The 17,552-nt window shown below is 55.7% G+C and carries 19 protein-coding genes and 1 pseudogene (1 of these 20 only partly in view); 4 read left to right on the top strand and 16 right to left on the bottom strand.

Annotation, left to right across the window (positions count from 1 at the left end; genetic code table 11):
* The 4 genes from motB to RGB73_RS05115 all read right to left on the bottom strand — a co-directional run.
* On the bottom strand, positions 1–692 hold the 5' portion of the coding sequence (motB, locus tag RGB73_RS05130; RefSeq protein ID WP_310769753.1) for a flagellar motor protein MotB. It extends 118 nt beyond the left edge of the window; 692 of the gene's 810 nt are visible here — the first part of the coding sequence; it begins with the start codon at positions 690–692; its stop codon lies off the left edge, out of view.
* Entirely contained in the window at positions 685–1,488 is an 804-nt protein-coding gene (gene motA, locus RGB73_RS05125; protein ID WP_310769751.1) for a flagellar motor stator protein MotA, read from the bottom strand. Before motA ends, motB begins: the two co-directional genes overlap by 8 nt.
* A 164-nt stretch (positions 1,489–1,652) precedes the next feature.
* On the bottom strand, positions 1,653–2,384 hold the full coding sequence (locus RGB73_RS05120; protein ID WP_310769749.1) for a ZIP family metal transporter: 732 nt from the start codon (positions 2,382–2,384) through the stop codon (positions 1,653–1,655).
* Between the two features lie 110 nt (positions 2,385–2,494).
* A complete protein-coding gene (locus RGB73_RS05115; protein WP_310769747.1) occupies positions 2,495–3,094 on the bottom strand; it encodes a flavin reductase family protein in 600 nt (199 codons plus the stop codon).
* Between the two features lie 210 nt (positions 3,095–3,304).
* Here RGB73_RS05115 and solA point away from each other — a divergent pair, with 210 nt between their 5' ends.
* Entirely contained in the window at positions 3,305–4,438 is a 1,134-nt protein-coding gene (solA, locus tag RGB73_RS05110; protein ID WP_310769745.1) for an N-methyl-L-tryptophan oxidase, read from the top strand.
* Between the two features lie 56 nt (positions 4,439–4,494).
* Here solA and RGB73_RS05105 read toward each other — a convergent pair whose 3' ends face one another.
* The 12 genes and pseudogenes from RGB73_RS05105 to RGB73_RS05050 all read right to left on the bottom strand — a co-directional run bounded on the left by RGB73_RS05105 (position 4,495) and on the right by RGB73_RS05050 (position 14,323).
* Complete coding sequence (locus RGB73_RS05105; protein ID WP_310769743.1) at positions 4,495–5,319, bottom strand: protein-glutamine gamma-glutamyltransferase; 825 nt, start codon at positions 5,317–5,319, stop codon at positions 4,495–4,497.
* Between the two features lie 138 nt (positions 5,320–5,457).
* Positions 5,458–6,369 (bottom strand): DMT family transporter, encoded by a 912-nt coding sequence (locus RGB73_RS05100; protein WP_310769741.1) that lies wholly within the window; start codon positions 6,367–6,369, stop codon positions 5,458–5,460.
* Positions 6,370–6,433: 64 nt separating this feature from the next.
* Positions 6,434–6,853: a GNAT family acetyltransferase gene (locus tag RGB73_RS05095; RefSeq protein WP_310769739.1), complete on the bottom strand. Its 420-nt coding sequence runs from the start codon at positions 6,851–6,853 to the stop codon at positions 6,434–6,436.
* Between the two features lie 252 nt (positions 6,854–7,105).
* Complete coding sequence (locus RGB73_RS05090; RefSeq protein ID WP_310769738.1) at positions 7,106–7,804, bottom strand: LrgB family protein; 699 nt, start codon at positions 7,802–7,804, stop codon at positions 7,106–7,108.
* Entirely contained in the window at positions 7,782–8,171 is a 390-nt protein-coding gene (locus RGB73_RS05085; protein ID WP_310769736.1) for a CidA/LrgA family protein, read from the bottom strand. Before RGB73_RS05085 ends, RGB73_RS05090 begins: the two co-directional genes overlap by 23 nt.
* Before the next feature lie 96 nt (positions 8,172–8,267).
* Positions 8,268–9,152 (bottom strand): LysR family transcriptional regulator, encoded by an 885-nt coding sequence (locus RGB73_RS05080; protein ID WP_310769735.1) that lies wholly within the window; start codon positions 9,150–9,152, stop codon positions 8,268–8,270.
* Between the two features lie 112 nt (positions 9,153–9,264).
* A complete protein-coding gene (locus tag RGB73_RS05075) occupies positions 9,265–9,813 on the bottom strand; it encodes a hypothetical protein (protein WP_310769733.1) in 549 nt (182 codons plus the stop codon).
* Positions 9,814–9,861: 48 nt separating this feature from the next.
* Positions 9,862–11,262, bottom strand: coding sequence for an Ig-like domain-containing protein (locus RGB73_RS05070; RefSeq protein ID WP_310769731.1), 1,401 nt, complete (start codon positions 11,260–11,262; stop codon positions 9,862–9,864).
* Positions 11,263–11,344: 82 nt separating this feature from the next.
* Positions 11,345–11,419, bottom strand: a complete 75-nt coding sequence (locus RGB73_RS05065) for a hypothetical protein (RefSeq protein WP_310774145.1) — start codon at positions 11,417–11,419, stop codon at positions 11,345–11,347.
* Positions 11,420–11,451: 32 nt separating this feature from the next.
* Positions 11,452–11,589: pseudogene (locus RGB73_RS05060) on the bottom strand (SDR family NAD(P)-dependent oxidoreductase); the annotation flags it as partial.
* A 192-nt stretch (positions 11,590–11,781) separates the two neighbouring features.
* Positions 11,782–12,717 carry a homoserine O-acetyltransferase MetA gene (gene metA, locus RGB73_RS05055; protein WP_310769729.1) on the bottom strand — a complete coding sequence of 312 codons (936 nt, stop codon included), beginning with the start codon at positions 12,715–12,717 and terminating at the stop codon, positions 11,782–11,784.
* A 157-nt stretch (positions 12,718–12,874) separates the two neighbouring features.
* Positions 12,875–14,323, bottom strand: a complete 1,449-nt coding sequence (locus tag RGB73_RS05050) for a nicotinate phosphoribosyltransferase (protein ID WP_310769727.1) — start codon at positions 14,321–14,323, stop codon at positions 12,875–12,877.
* 130 nt (positions 14,324–14,453) lie between these two features.
* Here RGB73_RS05050 and RGB73_RS05045 point away from each other — a divergent pair, with 130 nt between their 5' ends.
* The 3 genes from RGB73_RS05045 to thrC all read left to right on the top strand — a co-directional run bounded on the left by RGB73_RS05045 (position 14,454) and on the right by thrC (position 17,259).
* Positions 14,454–15,101, top strand: a complete 648-nt coding sequence (locus tag RGB73_RS05045; RefSeq protein ID WP_310769725.1) for an MOSC domain-containing protein — start codon at positions 14,454–14,456, stop codon at positions 15,099–15,101.
* 12 nt (positions 15,102–15,113) lie between these two features.
* A complete protein-coding gene (rluF, locus tag RGB73_RS05040) occupies positions 15,114–15,800 on the top strand; it encodes a 23S rRNA pseudouridine(2604) synthase RluF (protein ID WP_310769723.1) in 687 nt (228 codons plus the stop codon).
* A gap of 196 nt (positions 15,801–15,996) precedes the next feature.
* Entirely contained in the window at positions 15,997–17,259 is a 1,263-nt protein-coding gene (gene thrC / locus RGB73_RS05035; RefSeq protein WP_310774143.1) for a threonine synthase, read from the top strand.
* The last annotated feature ends 293 nt before the right edge of the window (positions 17,260–17,552 follow it).

The following is a 17,552-nucleotide window of genomic DNA, read 5'->3' as shown; positions in this document are numbered from 1 at the left end:
CCCATCCCTGTCGCGCTGAACTTCGTCGGGTCGAGGTTGGGGTTTTCCAACAAGACCTTGAGGAAGTTCACCGCGCGCTTTGCGCTCAAATCCCAGTTCGAAGGGAATTCCGAACGATGAATCGGGACGTTGTCCGTATGTCCGGTTACAGTGACCTTCTTGGGATGCGGCACCAGCATCGAGGCCATCTCGGCCGCGAGCTTTCGCGCTTCCGGCTTGAGGTCCGCCTTTCCCGAGTCGAAGAGGGCATTGTCGAGGATCGTGATCAGCAGCCCCTCTTCGGTCAGCTTCGTCTGCAGCTTGTCCTGCAGCTTGTTTTGCTGAATATAGCCTTCGAGCTGCGTCTGCAGCTTTTTCAGATCCTCGGTTTCCTTGCGTACCGCTTCCTCCAGCTTTTTCTCCGCTTCGGTCTTCGGCCGTTCCGACTCCTGCGCCCCCTTGTGGATCGTCTGCTGGGCCATGTTCGGATCGAGCGGCACCGGGCTCGGCTGATTGAGAACGCCCACCCCGCCGTTTAACGCCACGTTGAAGGACTTCACCAACTGGTCAAACTTCTTGGCGTCCATCTCGCTCGAGGCAAACAGTACGATAAACAGGGCAAGAAGCAGAGTGAGCAGGTCGGAGTAAGGTACCAGCCAAGTCTCGTCCATATGCTCTTCATGCTGAGCATGTCGCTTTGGTCGCTTAGCCATTTACCGTCGCTCCTTCCTCCCCCTTTTCTTCTTTCACCTCGGCACGCTCCTGGAACGGAATGTACACGAGCAGCTTTTGTTCGATAGCAGCCGGCGATACGCCTGCCTGTATGGAGAGGAGACCTTCTACCATGATTTTCTTGATTTCAATCTCTTGCTTCGATTTGCGCTTGAGCTTGGTCGCAAAAGGATGCCACAGCACATACCCGGTAAAAATACCGAGGAGCGTCGCCACGAAGGCCGCGGCGATGGATAGGCCGAGGGCATCGATGTCGCTCAGGTTGCCGAGAGCGGCGATCAACCCTACTACCGCCCCCAATACCCCGAGGGTCGGCGCGTAGCTGCCAGCCTGGCTGAATACGAGTGCGCCCGCTTGATGACGCTCTTCGATAGCGTGGATTTCTTCATTCAATACATCGCGGACGAAATCCGGCTCTCCACCGTCAATGATCATTTTCATGCCATTGCGCAGGAATGGATCTTCAATTTCATCCGATGTGTTTTCAAGGGCCAACAAGCCTTCCCGACGGGCGATCGACGCCCAATTCATAAACTGACCGATCAGTTCGCGCTTGCCAGGGAGTTTTTGCTCTGTAAACAGTACCTTGAAAAGGGCGGGAATCCGTTTGATTTCCGAGAGCGGAAACGCGTTGAACACCGCGGCAGCCGTCCCTACGATAATAATCATGAATGCTGCTGGATTTAATAAGGCGGAGGGACTGGCGTGCTTCAAAATCATCCCGACAATTAATGCGACGAGACCTAGTACTATACCTATCAAGGTCGACTTTTCCATCGTGACACTCCCTACTTCCATAATCGAAATCTCTCTATATATGGTTTCGGTAAATTCGGTCCGATTTGTGAGAGGAAGTTGGTGAAAAAATGAAAACAGCCGCAAGGGCCTGCCCGTACATAAGCAAGCAGACCCAAACGGCCCACACTCAAAGAAAGAAGGTTTCACCCGAACTGCTGGACCATTCCGATCATCACCAGCAGCCCGATAATGAAGGAAAACGTGGCGGATCGCGCATGGCCGTCGCCGTGGCTCTCCGGGATCAGTTCCTTGTAGACGATAAACAGCATGGCTCCTGCGGCAAACGACAGGCCGTAGGCGACCAGCCCTTTCACTAATGCCGTCAGGTAGAAGCCGATGACGGCGGATACGATCTCTACCGCTCCCGTCAAAGTCGCCAGCAGAAACGCCTTGGCTCGGCTGACGTGCTGGTTGATCAAAAACAGAGCGACGAGAAAGCCCTCCGGCGCATTTTGGAGGCCGATCGCAAACGCAACCAGCCCACCGAGTCCCGCCTGATCGCTCGAATAGCTGACGCCGACGGACAGTCCTTCCGGGATGTTATGCAGCGTAATGGCTGACAAAACGAGCAGCGCTTGGGAATCCATGGACAGGTTAACCCGCGAATGCTCCAGATCGATATGCGGAATGAAGCTCTCCAGGACCGTGAGCGCCAGCGTCCCGGTCAGCACGCCCAGGCACACGATATAAAAAGGGGCGGTCTCCATCGCTTGCGGGATCAGGCTGAACGTGGCAGCCGCTACCATGATGCCGGCGGTAAAAGCCAGCAGGATGTCGCGCCAGCGATGCGTGACCGTCCTGAAGAACAGGATGGGCAGCGCCCCCGCTCCCGTCGCCATCGCCGATAGAAAACTCCCCATTAAAAGTTGCTCCACTTCGATACCTCCACCTCTTGATTCCCCTCTTGCAAATCATACCATCAAGAAGATCCGGAAGAAATCGCGCCCGTGGAAAAACGACTACCCGATGTCTTTCCCGGCCTGGATCAAGTCTCCGACCGGTAGCTTTTGCCCAGCTCGTCGGTCAGCCCGAAGTAATGCCGAAAGCTGTAGATGAGCGGGTTCCAGGCCTTGGGGTTTATGTACCGATCCCCGATCGCGATCTGCTCGGCTGCGTGTACGCGGCGGACCTCCGTTTCCACGATGGCGAAATCGTCTGCATACGAGGGAATGCGAATATCGCGAACGACCGCCTCGAATTGCAGGGGACACTCCGCGATCCGCTCGGGCCGAATCTCCTCCGAAGCCACGGACGTGAGAGCGGCCGCGGCAAACTTATCCTTTTCATGGCGGAAGCCCAGCTCCTGTTTGTTGGGCGGCACCGGATCGCGGCCGGTCAAAGGAGCAAGCGCCTCTACCTGCCGCCACAATCCGGCGTCGGGGAGATTGATGACACATTCCCGACGCTCTCTCATGTTTTCGTAGGCTTGCGAGCCAACTCCCAAGCCGAGGATGACGTACCTCCCCAATGCCCAGGACGAGGAAATCGGACTGATGTTGGTGGAACCGTCCGTATTTTCGGTCGACAGCAGGATGACGGGAGTTCCGTAGTACAAAATTTTGGGATGGATGGTAATGTGACTCATCTGGATCAAGCTCTCCTTTGGAAAAAATGGCATTTTACTGTTTGCTCGCTTATTTTACCGCGCCATCATTTCCATCTCCCTCGAAGTATGCCCGCAAGCTTCTTTCGGAAATTTCGCAACAATCATCTCGTTTTCCGACCGTTCTTGTAGGATAATAAAATCAATGACTTGCAAGGACGTGTTTACGTTCAACGAATCGGAGGGATTCACATGGAAAACTACGAGGTGATCGTTGTCGGGGCAGGATCGATGGGCATGGCAGCCGGGTATTACCTGGCCAAGCAGGGTGTACGCACACTGCTGCTGGATGCTTACGATCCCCCTCATACGATGGGCAGCCACCATGGTGACACTCGCATCATCCGGCATGCCTACGGGGAGGGCAGAGGGTATGTGCCCCTCGTCCTGCGCGCCCAGCAGCTTTGGCTGGAACTGCAGGAGGCTGCCGGTACCAAGCTGTTCGAAAAGACAGGAGTCCTCAGTGCGGGTCCTCTCCCTTCTCCGTTCCTGCGAGAGCTGCGGGAAAGCGCCGAAGCATACAGCCTTCCCTTGGAAGTGCTCGGTGCGGATGAAGTCAATGCCCGCTGGCCGGGGATCCGCTTGCCCGCCGGTTTCTACGGCTGCCTGGAGACGAATTCGGGAGTCCTCTACCCCGAAGCGTGCATCCGCGCTTACCGCGAGCTGGCAATCGCCGCCGGCGCAACAATCCACACCGGGTCTGCCGTAACCGATCTGAAGCCGGACGGCGAGGGCGTGATCGTCGTGACCAAAACCGCCACGTACAAAGCTGACAAGCTGCTGCTCAGCGCAGGTGCATGGAATCCGGCGCTGCTCGCTTCTCTCGGCCACGTCCTGCCTCTCGTCCCGACTCGAAAAACTGTCGCCTGGTTCGGTGCGGACGAGGAATTGTACAGCTCTGATCAATTTCCTGCTTTTATTTTCCACCTGGAGGATTCCTCCTACTACGGCTTCCCCAGCATCGATCAAGCGGGTGTCAAGATCGGCAGGCACGACGGCGGACTTGCGGTCGATCCCGACCAGCTGGAACGCACGTTTGGCGCACTCCTGCCCGATGAATGCGACGTGCGCTCGTTTCTGGAGACGTACATGCCCCAGGCTGCGGGACCACTGCGCCAAGGGCGCGTCTGCCTCTACACGATGACGCCCGACGAGCACTTCGTCATCGACCGCCACCCTGACTATCCGCAGATCGTGCTGGCCGCCGGCTTCTCCGGGCACGGCTTCAAATTTGCGAGCGCAGTCGGCGAGGCTGCCAGCGAGCTGCTCACGAAGGGTTCGGCCACGCACGATCTCTCCATGTTCTCAATCAGCCGTTTCAAGTAGCATCGAGTGCAAAACGCCTCGTTTCCCTTTTGTGGAGACGAGGCTTCTTTTTGGTGCTACCCCCTCCAGACCGTCGATCCGATCCGGGCCGTGATGTGCGTGCTCACCTGGTTGATCGGGCCCGGCGCCCCCGGTGGGCTGTCGCTGAACCGGGATAGATAGGCGAAGCCCGGCCTTGTCGCCTGATTGACAAGATAAGCCGAGCGGAACGCTCCCGGCCGCCTTTCATCGTTCAAAAAGCCAACGACCTCTTCGGCAGTCTTGATCCCTGCTCCGTGCCCGTAGTACAGACCCCTCCCCAGATCAACGACATTCTCTCCTTGCCACCACGGCTTCTCCGGGTTGTAATCGGGGTTGGCGAAATAAAGGATATCTCCCGGCAAAAACGTGCTCGTCACAGCCGTTTGCAGATCCAGATCCTGGTCGTAGCGCCAGTCGTAGAGCAGGATGTCCGCAAACAGCCGCTCAAAGTCTGCCGGCCGGATCGATTTCAGCGTCGCATGATACAGGATGATGACCATGGCTGTGGCGCACTCCGTCGCGTACAGCCTTCCATTTCGAAAAATATCAATGATGCCTTGCGAAGGCAGTATGCCCTCCCGCAGACGGAACCCGCCGAGCTCGGTCCGGTTCCAGTACGCTTCATTGCAGCGCGAGTCCACAAACGTGGAAAAAGCGATCCCGCTGGCAAAAAGCGCCTTGGCTGACCTGACGAGATGGTCTCTCATCTTCAATTCGAATTGCAGCAAATCCGCTGACGAATATTCAAACACTTCCGGGCTTGCTGCCATCCTGGCGACGACTTCGGCCTGCACCGCGTTCAGTCCCCTGTCTGCCGCCAATGCAGACGGGCTCACCTGATTTCCGGCAATCACAATCATGGGTATCCCCCTTCTCGCAGTCCATCATGATTATGTCTATGCGGAAGTCCAGGTCCACGTGTGAAAAGAAAATCGACTTTCTGTCCAGCGCGAAAAACCCCGCCTGAAAAACAGGCGGGGAGCCACGTTAGCATTTCGTTATAGATCAGCCTGCCTGACGACAGACTTTCCCTTCAGCGAAACATTTTTCAACCGGGAAAACAGGTAACAGCCGGCAATGACGATGACGCTGCCCAGCAGCTGCACCCCCGTCATTCTTTCGTCCAGCAAAAGGAAGGCGAGGATCGCCGTGAAAATCGGGTTGAAGTTGAGAAACATGCCGGCGGAGGTAGCCCCTACCTTTTGCACACCGACATTCCACAGCACCATGCTGACCACCGTCGCCATTACCCCGACGTAGAACAGAGACAGCCAGAACGACCAGCTCGTATTTTGCACAGTAAAGGTCGTCAGGTTGAACGGCAGCATCAGCACGACTCCAAACAACCCGGAATACAGGGTCGACATCATCGGGCTGACGCTCTTCATCGCCCAGCGCCCGCATACGGAATAAATTCCCCACATCGCGACCGCAGCCAGCATCCAGAGATCGCCCACGTTGAAATGCAAATTCGCCAAGTGCGTCATATCGCCCTTGCTCATCACCACCAGCACGCCTGAAAAGGAGATGAGCATCGCCACAATTTGCAGCGGTCTGATCTTTTCTTTGATCAGCAGGAACGAAAAAATCGCGATGGACACCGGATTCAGCGTAGACAACAGCCCGACGTTCGTGGCATCCGTTTTCTCCAGCGCCCAGAACATGAACAGATTAAACAGGGCAACACCGGTCACCCCCATCAGAATCAAGGGAAGTACAGCCTGTTTGGACGGCAAAATCCGCTTTTCCCGAATCCAAACCAACGGGATCAAACAGACGACCGCAATGATCCAGCGCAAATCGGTCAACGTCAGCGAAGAGGCATGACCGACCAAAAACTTGCCGACGACGAAGTTTCCTCCCCAAAGCAAGCTGGTAAAGAGCAAGAGGACGGCATAAATCGGTTTCATAGATCCTCCTTGGTAGTATGAGTTCATTGTTAGTCTGGATCTATCATACACCTTTCGCGGAATTTTAGGTGGGCTTTATCCACTTTTCCATGAAGATTAACTCGTCTCGTGAAAAGCCCAGTTTGCGGTAAAACGACTGTACCGCCCCATTCTCCGGCTCGATCAGCAGATTTACCTTGTCGCAGCCTACCGCGGCAAGTCTTTGTTCCAGCTCCTGCATCAGCTGTGTCCCCAGATTTTGCCCCTGGCAGTCAGGGTCGACCGCCAAATGATTGACCCAGCCCCGGCGGCCATCGTAGCTTCCCATCACCGCTCCGACAATGCTGCCGTCGTCCGCTCGCGCCACCAAAAACAGCTCCCCATCCCGCTCCAGTTTTCGTCGAATGCCTTCCGGCGTATCCGAACGGGACAAGTTCAGTCCGGCCCGCCGCCACAGGGCGGTTACTTCCTCGTACAGCTCCATCGTAAATGAATGGATGCGCATGGTATTCCCTCCAAAGCTACTTATATTTATACATCATTATAAATATTTATACGGTTATTGCCAGATTAGAAAACCTGGCTACGCCATGCCTTTTGGCGGAGCCGCGGTTACCCAAAGGGCACAAGTCTCGCTATCTCACTGTGTTCGAAGTCTCGCTATGTTGCCCTTGTACTGGATAGGAATTTTATATATTCCTATCTGTACAAAAAGAGGCCAGCCCCATGCCGGCCTCTTTACTCCCGTTCACTCTTACTATACCGCCAGCCATGACTGGATGACCGGCAGCAAAAGAAATGCCCATACCACTGTCATGACCGCACCGGCAATCAATGCGAGCGTGGCGCTGCCTCCTTCCAGCTCGCCCCGCTCAAACGCCTTGGACATCCCCAGCACGTGAGCCCCCATGCCGTACATCAAACCGACCGAGACCGGATGCCGCAGCCTCATTTTTCGGATGAGAATCGGCCCCCAGAAGACGCCGGCAAAGCTGGTCAGCATGACGAACAGCGCCGTCATCGAAGATATCCCCCCGATCGATTCGGACAGTCCCACCGCGATCGGCAGTGTGATGGAGCGCGGGATGACGCTGATCGCCGCTTCCTTTCCCAGCCCGAGCAGCATCGTCGTCGAGACCCCGGCCATCACCGCAATCAGCGAGCCGGTGGCCAGACTGAGCACAATCATCCGCCAGTGCGAGACGAGAATGGGCCAGTTGCGGTAGAGCGGGATGGCAAACGCGACCGTGACCGCTCCAAGCATCTCATTGAAGAGATCGGTTCCTTTTGCATACTCCTGAAATGGGGTGCCGGTCGCCACCAGCAGCACGATGATGCCCGCAGGGGCGAGAACGGCCGGCGAAAACAGCAAGCCCGGCTTCATCCGATTCAGCCGTTTTGCCGCTGCGAATAGGAGCACGGTCGCGAGGATGCTACATATTTTCCACAGAATCATGCTGCTTCACCTCTCCGGCCCTGAACACACGCTCAGCCAAGACGCCTGTCGAAATCATCACGAGCGCAGCGCCGCTCACGACGACAATCAGGACGAGCAGTCCTTTGATTCCGAGCAGCCACGGATATTGCATGATCCCCGCAATCGCCGGCACAAAAAACAAAATCATCTGGGAGAACAGGAGCGTAGCGCCCGCCTCTACCCAATTCAGCCGTATCCAGCCCAGTTGCAGGCACAGAAACAGGAGGACCATGCCGATCAGACTGCCGGGCACGTGAAGCTGCCATACAGCGGACAGCCATTTTCCCGCCCAGGCAAACATCAGCAGCAGCAAGATTTGCGGCAACGCCGAGAGCCATCTCTTCATCCAAACCACTCCGCTTTCACATGTTGTGGTTTCATTCTAATTGCTCTCGGCACTATTCGTACAATACATAACTATCATAGAATCGATTCCGTTTGGTTATGGAGACAAATGCTGCCTAGCAAACGCGATGAAGGCCCGCGCCGCGTGCGACAAATAACGGTCTTTGCGGTAAATGAGCGCGTACTGCCAATCAATCGCCGGCTTCGAGATCTTGACCGTGACCAGCTCACTGTTGTTCAGCCTCCGCACAATTGAACGCGGGACAAGCGAGATTCCGAGCTCGGTCGCCACCATCTCGCCGACGAAATCCCAAAGCGAGCTCATATACGCGACTTTCGGCTCGAAGCCGGAGAGCTGGCACGCCTTCTTGACCACATCATGGATAGCGTATTCTTCCGTAAACAGGATGAATGCTTCCTCTTTGAGCTCCGCCAAATTCACCGACTCCCTTTCGGCGAGCCAATGATCCCGATGGGCGATGGCGACCAATTCTTCCGCCACCAACGGAACCGCAGTGAACTGGTCCGTATCGGCTGGCAGAACGGTCAGGCCGGCGTCGATGCTGCCCTGCTCCACCTGGACTTCCAACAGCTTGGCGCTGTACTCCTTCATTTCGATGTCGATGCCGGGGTAGCGCTTTTTGAACAGCGCGATCACATTCGGCAACAGAAACGATCCCACAGTCGGCATCATCCCGAGCTTGACCCGTCCACGCTCCATGCCACGTATCTCCCCGATAGACGAAGACAGGCTGTCTATGAGCTGGAGCATTTTCACCGCGTGCTCGTAGACCAGCTGTCCCCCGTCCGTCAGCTCCATTTTCCGCTCCGTCCGATCCAGCAGCACGATCCCCAACTCCTCCTCCAGGGCCTTGATCATCTTGCTGATGCTAGGCTGCGAGACGTGCAAAGTGCCGGCTGCTTTGGTAAAGCTCTTCTGATTGACCACTTCTACAAAGTACTGCAACTGCCTGATGTCCATAAAGAAACCCCCGTCTGTGTCTCCTCGTTGGTACTACCAGCTTACCACAGGAGACGCCGGGGGGGCGTACTCCGCCAGGAATGAGCGGGGACATATCACCCGCAGCATGATTTTAGTTGTGCTCGACAAAATTCAGCCGAATCGTTTCACTTTGCTCATTTCCGAGCTCATCCAGCCAAGTGATCCGATAAACGGGATATTCTCCAAAGAAACGTTTGATTTCCTCTTCCGTCACACCATTTTGAAAGTCTTTCCTTGCTTGATCCGTATTCGGGATATCTTCAAACAAAACGATGAATCCCTCTGTAAAAACAGGGTTTTCAAGCTTTCCTGAAAGCTGGCTCGTGCTCGTCACCTCGGCCTGATACTCGATACGTTTGACTTTTTTATCGGTACCATTTTTGATTTTCCCTATGAACCGGGCACCGGTTTCTTGATCCGGGACGATTTCAGCGACCGCAATCCAGTTATCGGTCTTCCCCTCATAACGATAGGACCACTCGGTTGAAGAGCATCCTGCAACAAAAATAAGCAGGACAAACGCCACACAAGCTTTGATCATTTTTGGCAAGAGCTCCGCCTCCATCACCCATATTTTTCCACATCCTAAATACGTTATGTTCAGCAAAACTCCTACTATATAGAAAATCAATTCGACCACAAAAAAGCCGCCTGGGGAGGCAGCTTTTCCATGAATGCTTGCGTGTCATTACTTTTGCTTTTGCTCTTCCACCGTGACCTGCACATTGGCCCGTTTTCCATTGTACGTAGCGACGATGGTAGCCTTGCCGGCCTTGACCCCAAGAATCTTGCCGCCTTCTACCACGGCGACGGATTGATCCAGCGATACCCAGTACGCCTGTTCCGTCACGTCTGCTTTCGTTTTGTCCGAATAGGTGACCATTGCTTTGACGTCTTTGCTCTCCCCTGGCTTCAGCGTGAGCTTTTTCACTTCCGCCTCGAACTTGGAAATGACGGCGGCTTCTACGGGCAGAGTGACGGTCTTCCCGCCGTATTTGACAGTCAGCTTAGCTTTGCCGGATCCGACGCCTGTCACGACGCCGCCTTCTACCGTGACGACCTTGGCATCGCTGGTCGTCCACTCGGCTTTTTCCGTGACGTCCACTTTGCTGCCATTGGACAGAGTCGCCGTCAGCTTCAACGTCAGGAAGTCGCCTGGTTTGACGTAGACTTTCTTCTGATCGAGCTCCAGCTTGGAGATGACGTCCACTTCTACCGGGATCGTCACCGTCTTGCCGCCGTAGGCAACCGTTACTTTCGTTTTTCCGGAGCCGACAGCTGTGACGACACCCTTTTCGACTGTCGCGACTTTACTGTCCGCAGTCTCCCATTCTGCTCCCTCTGTGACGTTGGCTGTCTTCTTGTCCGAGAAGGTCGCGGTGGCGGCGATTTGCTTGGTCTCTCCGCTGCTCAGCGCCAGCTTTTTCTGATCTAGCGCCAGCTTGGAGATGACGTCCACTTCCACCGGGATCGTCGTCGTCTTGCCGCCGTAGGTGACCGTTATTTTCGTTTTTCCAAAGCCGACAGCTGTGACGAGACCCTTTTCGACTGTCGCGATTTTACTGTCCGCTGTCTCCCATTCTGCTCCCTCTGTGACGTTGGCTGTGGCCTTGTCCGAGTAGGTCGCGGTGGCGACGATTTGCTTGGTCTCTCCGCTTCTCAGCGCCAGCTTTTTCTGATCGAGCGCCAGCTTGGAGATGAGCTCAATCTCGACCGGGATCGTCACGGACTTGCCGCCGTAAGTCGCTTTGATTTTTGCCTTGCCGGATTGGAGGGCCGTCACCAGCCCAGCTTCCACGGTCGCTATCTCGCTGTCCGAGATGCTCCAGTCTGCCTGCTCCGTGACGTTCTCTGTCGTCCTGTCATTATAAGCGGCGGTCAGCGTCAGCTGCTGTGTCCCTTCTTTTTTCAGCTTGACCGTTTTGGCATCGACGCTCAGCTTGGTCAGCTTCTTCTGGGCAGCTTCCGCCTTTTCCGTCTTGGCGTATACCGGTGTGTGTGCCGCGCCGGACAGCGCCACTCCGAGCGCAACTGCCGCGGCGAGAGCTGCTTTCTGCCATCCCCGCAAGACGCCATGGGTCTTTCTCATCTCGATCTCTCCTTCCACTTTTTCCTACCACATTTTTCTATATCGGCATTTGGATACGCCGATTACAGTATGTACCTGCCCGTTATCTGCCGCCGCTCGCATTGATGATTTCTCCGGTGATGTAATCCGCTGCGTCCGATGCCAGAAACGCGATCATTTCCGCGACGTCACGCGGGGCGCTGCTTCCGCTTCCTCTGCTCCATGCTGGTTGGCATGATAATGAAGGGCTACTTTCGCCCCACGTGCTGCTAGCAATTCCGCTGTCGCCCGCCCGATTCCAGAGCTGGCCCCCGTCACGAGCGCTACCTTTCCCTGCAAATTGTTCATGTCCTGATCCCTTCGGTCATGGCGTGTCCGCCGGATCGCAAGGCATGGGAGTCGTCCATGCGGCAAGCTCCAAGCGTCCATCACCGATTGTCGTTTCCATATTCTGCATTCTGCCCGCCCTGCCTTTTCCCTGCACGACGCCGATCCTGAAATAACGAAAGCCACCCGATTGATGCGGATGGCTGTTTTCTTTTATCTGGATGTTTCCGCCTGCTTGACGGGGTTCAACTCGTACGGCGTCTCCTGGTAGACATAGTAGTTCAGCCAGTTGGAGAACAGCAGATTGGCGTGGGCACGCCACGTGACGATCGGCTCGCGGGTCGGGTCGTCCTTCGGGTAGTAATTGCGCGGAACCGCGATGTCCAGCCCTTTGTTTATGTCCCGCCGATATTCATCCTGCAGGGTCGTCGGATCGTACTCCGCGTGCCCTGTCACGAAAATTTGCCGCCCGTCTGTGGTAGCCACCATGTAGACCCCCGCTTCATCCGACTCCGACAGGATCTCCAGCTCCGGCACTTTCTCGATGTCCTCGCGGCGGTTTTCCGTATGCCGCGAATGCGGAATGTAGAAGTAGTTGTCAAACCCGCGCAGCAGCTTGACGTTTTTCTTGTTCAGCGTGTGCGGGAATATTCCGAACATCTTTTCCGGCAGCGGATGCTTGGGAACCCCAAAGTGATGGTAGAGGGCAGCTTGTGCTCCCCAACAGATGTGCAGGGTCGACGTCACATTCGTCATTTTCCAGTCGAGAATTTGCTGGAGCTCCCGCCAATACGTGACCTCCTCGAATTCGAGCTGCTCGACCGGCGCTCCCGTGATCACCATGCCATCAAAGCGCTCATCCTTGATTTCCTCAAACGTTTTATAAAATAGGGACAAATGTTCTTCCGATGTGTTTTTGGAGGTGTGGCTGGACATGTGCAAGAGCACGATTTCCACCTGCAGCGGCGTGTTCCCCAGGAGGCGGAGCAACTGCGTCTCCGTGGTTTCCTTGAGCGGCATCAGGTTTAAGATGACGATGCGCAGCGGCCGGATGTCTTGCGTGAAAGCCCGGCTTTCCTTCATCACGAAAATATTTTCCTTCGCCAGTATCTCGGTAGCTGGCAACTCGTCAGGCAATTTGATTGGCATGAGTATCCCCCTTTCCATCCTTTGCAAATCAGGCAGAAAAACAATAATCCGACTAATTCGACAAAAATACATTCCTTCCTGCTAGGATAATGGCTGGAACCAAAAAAAGCAACGTCCATGGGCGAAGGTTTTTCCCCCAAGGACGCTGCTCTCCAGGCTACTTTTTCATATGCTCTTTCATCAGCCGATTTTTCGTTTCCCACACTTCGTCGCTCATGTACAGGCGGTAGTGCTCCGGATTGAGCATCCGCAAGTACTCTGGCCAGAACAAGCCCAGCTGCTCGCGGTGATACGTCCGGATTTCATCCAGGGACGGCAGATCGTAGACCAGCTCGCCGTCCTGGAAGATCGGAACCAGAAGCGCCTCGGCCCTGTACTTCTTCAACTGCTTGTTCAGGTACGGGTGGCTCGGGTTGAACAGATGCAGCGCCTCTCCCTTCGGCACCTGCTGCTCCTCCGGGAAGCACAGGTAGTCCGCAATGGCCTTGTTCGTCTCCGGATCGATCAGCCGATACATATCCTTGATCCCGGGATTCGTCACTTTCTCCGGATTGCCCGAAATCTTGATCGTCGGCAAGTAGCTTCCGTCCGCGCCTTCCCTTGCCACCAGCTTGTAGACGCCGCCCAGCGTCGGCTGGTCTGCGGCCGTAATCAGCTGTGTGCCGACCCCCCAGCTGTCTACGCGTGCCCCCTGCACTTTGAGGCTCAGTATCGTGTGCTCGTCGAGGTCGTTGGAGGCGACGATCTTCACGTAGGAAAGTCCCGCTTTATCCAGCATCTCCCTAGTCTTGATGGACAGGTAGGCGAGGTCCCCGCTGTCGAGCCGCACCGCATCCAGCTTTTTCCCTTCCGCCTCCAGCCGTTTGCCCAGGGCGATCGCATGGGGCACCCCGCTGTTCAGCGTGTCGTACGTATCCACGAGCAGCGTCACCTGGCCCGGCAGCGCCTTCGCGAACCGTTCGAACGCCTCTTCCTCGCTGTCAAAGCTCTGCACCCACGAATGGGCGTGCGTCCCTTTGGTCGGGATGTCGAACATTTTTCCCGCGAGCATATTGGAAGTCGCATCGAATCCGGCCAGGTACGCCGCTCTCGTCCCCCACAGCGCGGCATCGGCTTCCTGCGCCCGCCGCGTCCCGAACTCCATGAGAATGTCGGAGCCTGCCACGTTCTTGATGCGGGACGCCTTGGTCGCGATCAAGGTCTGGTAGTTCATGTAGTTCAAGAGGGCTGTCTCGACCAGCTGGGCTTCGATCATCCGCCCTTCGACGCGAATCAGCGGCTCATTCGGAAAGACCAGCGTCCCTTCCTTGACCGAGTACAGCGAGCCCGTGAAGCGCAGATTGCGCAGCTCTTCCAGAAATCCCGGGTCGTAGTTCTCCTCCATCTGGCTCAAATACGCAAGATCGCTTTCTTCAAAGCGCAAATTCTTTATGTAGGCGACGATCCTCTCCAGCCCTGCCGACACCGCGTAGCCATTGCCGAAGGGAAGCTTGCGGAAAAAAGCCTCGAAGACCACTTTGCGATTGTGTGTTCCGTTGATCCAGTGGGCGTACATCATATTGATTTGGTATTTATCCGTGTGCAAAACCACACCTGACGATTGCATGGTACGTAAGCCTCCTGTGCCTGCCTTTTTACCATCATACCAGAGTTGGGCACCTTTGTCCCCCGGGAGTGGTAAGCGGAGGGTGATTTGTTATAGTATGAAAGGAGTGCACAAGTGGGGAGTGGATGAAATGTCAAGCCGAAAAATCGTATACATAAGCAAGGGCTTGCCCAAGGAAAAGCAATACAACGGACAGGACTTCCGCTCGGGCATCTGGAAGGAGCAAGCCGACGAGCTGCACGTCCGCTCTCATCGCATCGAAGAGGACGACGTCGCCAACCATGCGTACCATGGCGGCCCGGATCGCGTCGTCTGCCTCTATCCTTTTGAACATTATGCCCATTGGGAGCGGGTCTTTGAGCAGCCCCTGGATAAATCCGCATTTGGGGAAAATGTAACCGCCGAAAATATGCGGGAGGACCAGGTGTGCATCGGGGACGTCTACCAGTTCGGGGATGCGATCCTGCAGGTAGCGCAAGGCCGCTATCCGTGCGGGACGATCAACAAGCGCAACGGCAACAACCTGCTGCTGAAGAAGATCATCGAGACCGGCTATACCGGCTACTTTTTCCGCGTCCTGCAGGAAGGAATCATCAAGAAGGATTCTCCTATCGTTCAGCTGTCTGCCCATCCGCTTCAGGTGACCGTCGCCTCGATCCATCACTTGTACTTCCACGAAAAATCTCCGGATCCAAAAGTGATCCAGCGAATGCTGGAAGTGGAAGAGCTCGCATTGCCCTGGCGCCAAAAACTGCTGGAAAAGCAGCAGAAGTCATGAAAGGAACGTTCCATGCGAATCAACAAGTACATTAGCGAAACCGGCTTTTGCTCGCGCAGAGAATCCGACAAGCTCATCGAAGCGGGACGCGTAACGATCAATGGCCGCCCGGCAGAGCTGGGCAGCACCGTCGATCCGGGAGACGATGTGCGGATCGACGGCAATCCCGTCGGCCCGAAGAAAAAAAATGTCTACATCGCCTTGAACAAGCCTGTCGGCATTACCTGCACGACCGAGCTGCACGTAAAAGGAAACATCATCGACTTTGTCGGACATCCGGAGCGCATCTTTCCCATCGGGAGACTGGACAAGGACTCCCAAGGACTGATACTGCTCACCAACGACGGCGACATCGTCAACAAGATCCTGCGAGCCGAGAACAATCACGAAAAGGAATACATCGTCACCGTGGACAAGCCGATAACGCCAACCTTCCTGCAAGGAATGGCCGGCGGGGTCCGCATCCTCGGTACAGTCACCAAGCCTTGCAAAGTGACCAAGCTCGGCGACCGCGTCTTTCAGATCATCCTCACCCAAGGCCTCAATCGACAGATCCGCCGCATGTGCCAGGCGTTCGGCTACCAGGTGCGGCAGCTGAAGCGGGTGCGGATCATGAACATTCACCTGGGCCATTTGCGGGTCGGGCAGTGGCGCGACCTCACCCCGGAGGAATTGCAGGAGCTGAATAAAAGCTTGTAGCGAAAGACAGGATGAGCGTGCCTCCATACGCTGTCCTGTCTTTTATTCGGCCTATTATTACGAATATTTCGCATTTACATCCAGGAGTCGTCCCGCTACTATAAAGGGCAGAAGCCGGTTTCTACGGGCCGGCAAATACAGAGAAAAGAGGTGGAGAGAGCCACCCGTTCCCTGGACGGGATGAATCTCACGTATGATGAAACTGGTTTGTGTCGACTGCCACAAGGAATCCCCCGCAGAATCCTTCGCCTATCAGTGTGAGTGCGGCGGACTGTTTGACATTGCTCACGACTTTCGGCACCTGGACGCCGAACAGCTCAAGCGCGTCTTTCACGATCGGCTGTCCGAGCGCATGACTCCTTACGCCAGCGGGGTGTGGCGCTACAAGGAGCTGATCTTTCCCGACCTGCCCGAAGAGTACATCGCCACCAAATACGAGGGCAACACCGGACTGTACGCCTCCGAGTTGATCTCGTCGTACACCGGCAACCGCCAGGTCATGCTGAAGGCGCAGAGCGAAAACCCGAGCGGCTCCTTCAAGGACAACGGCATGACCGTCGCTGTCTCCCATGGACGCTCGCTTGGCTACCGGCGCTTTACCTGCACCTCGACGGGTAACACGTCTTCATCACTCGCCATGTACGCGAGCATCGCGGGAGGCGAATCGTACGTGTTCGTCCCCAACAAGAACATTTCCCTGAACAAAGTGATGCAGACGCTCGCTTACGGCGCCAAGGTCATCAGCTTTGACGGCACCTATGACGACGGTATCCGCTTTTACGAGCAGCATAGCAAGGAGCTCGGACTTTACATTTGCAATTCGATCAACCCTTTCCGAATCGAAGGGCAAAAAAGCATCGTTTACGAAATCGCCCAGTACCTCGACTGGAAGCTGCCTGATTGGGTCGTGATCCCCGGCGGCGCACTCAGCAATGTCACCGCACTGGGGAAAGGCCTGCAAGACCTGAAATCGCTCGGATTGATCGACAAGCTGCCCCGTGTCGCGCTCATCCAGGCCGAGGGAGCCAGTCCGTTTCATCGCATGATGTCGGAAGGGCGCAGCGAGCTGATCCCTGAGCCTGCTCCTTATACCCGTGCATCTGCGCTCAACATCGGGAATCCGCCGAGCTGGAAAAAAGCGCTGCGCACGATCGAGGAGACACGGGGCGTGACCTGCTCGGTAACCGATCAGGAAATTTTGGATGCCAAAGCGCTGGTCGACAAGAGCGGGATCGGCTGCGAGCCGGCCTCTGCCGCGACTGTAGCGGGGCTGCGCAAGCTCGTATCCCGGCAGGTCATCGACAAGGACGAGACGGCTGTCTGCATCCTGACGGGGAATATGCTCAAGGACACCGACGCGCTGCGCGAATACCATCTGGACGAGTCGTCGAATGGTACTTTCCGCAATGCGATACACGGAGCCGAGCTCACATTGTCCAACATCGCCGGTCTGCTGTAAGGGAATAAGCAGCACCTTTTACGGCAAACGCAACCGTCACACTCCATCGCCCGACAGCAAGAGCTTTCTGTGTACGGAACGGCTTCGATTTATTAGGCTATGAACACCGATTCTTTTCCAGGACCGAATTGCCATCCCCGCTCAACTCCAATCAAGCGGCTTTCATTTTGGACTGGGCAGAGGATATCGCGACACCCGTCGTCAAATAAGGAAGACCAGCCTCCCATCCATCATGCGGGGCTGGTCTTCTTCTTTCCCCTGTCGAATCCTCAAAATCTTTCCCGGGAAATCGA

The sequence above is a fragment of the Brevibacillus brevis genome, assembly GCF_031583145.1.
Taxonomy (GTDB): Bacteria; Bacillota; Bacilli; order Brevibacillales; family Brevibacillaceae; genus Brevibacillus; species Brevibacillus brevis_E.
The sequence above is the reverse complement of the archived record's forward strand: the minus strand, read 5'-3'. Positions and strand labels throughout refer to the sequence as shown.

Coding starts and splice junctions, on each gene's coding strand:
- motA (WP_310769751.1), bottom strand. CDS start 1,488: ATGGAAAAGTCGACCTTGATAGGTATAGTACTAGGTCTCGTCGCATTA.
- RGB73_RS05115 (WP_310769747.1), bottom strand. CDS start 3,094: ATGAGTCACATTACCATCCATCCCAAAATTTTGTACTACGGAACTCCC.
- solA (WP_310769745.1), top strand. CDS start 3,305: ATGGAAAACTACGAGGTGATCGTTGTCGGGGCAGGATCGATGGGCATG.
- RGB73_RS05105 (WP_310769743.1), bottom strand. CDS start 5,319: ATGATTGTGATTGCCGGAAATCAGGTGAGCCCGTCTGCATTGGCGGCA.
- RGB73_RS05100 (WP_310769741.1), bottom strand. CDS start 6,369: ATGAAACCGATTTATGCCGTCCTCTTGCTCTTTACCAGCTTGCTTTGG.
- RGB73_RS05095 (WP_310769739.1), bottom strand. CDS start 6,853: ATGCGCATCCATTCATTTACGATGGAGCTGTACGAGGAAGTAACCGCC.
- RGB73_RS05090 (WP_310769738.1), bottom strand. CDS start 7,804: ATGATTCTGTGGAAAATATGTAGCATCCTCGCGACCGTGCTCCTATTC.
- RGB73_RS05085 (WP_310769736.1), bottom strand. CDS start 8,171: ATGAAGAGATGGCTCTCGGCGTTGCCGCAAATCTTGCTGCTGCTGATG.
- RGB73_RS05080 (WP_310769735.1), bottom strand. CDS start 9,152: ATGGACATCAGGCAGTTGCAGTACTTTGTAGAAGTGGTCAATCAGAAG.
- RGB73_RS05070 (WP_310769731.1), bottom strand. CDS start 11,262: ATGAGAAAGACCCATGGCGTCTTGCGGGGATGGCAGAAAGCAGCTCTC.
- metA (WP_310769729.1), bottom strand. CDS start 12,717: ATGCCAATCAAATTGCCTGACGAGTTGCCAGCTACCGAGATACTGGCG.
- RGB73_RS05050 (WP_310769727.1), bottom strand. CDS start 14,323: ATGCAATCGTCAGGTGTGGTTTTGCACACGGATAAATACCAAATCAAT.
- RGB73_RS05045 (WP_310769725.1), top strand. CDS start 14,454: ATGTCAAGCCGAAAAATCGTATACATAAGCAAGGGCTTGCCCAAGGAA.
- rluF (WP_310769723.1), top strand. CDS start 15,114: ATGCGAATCAACAAGTACATTAGCGAAACCGGCTTTTGCTCGCGCAGA.
- thrC (WP_310774143.1), top strand. CDS start 15,997: ATGAAACTGGTTTGTGTCGACTGCCACAAGGAATCCCCCGCAGAATCC.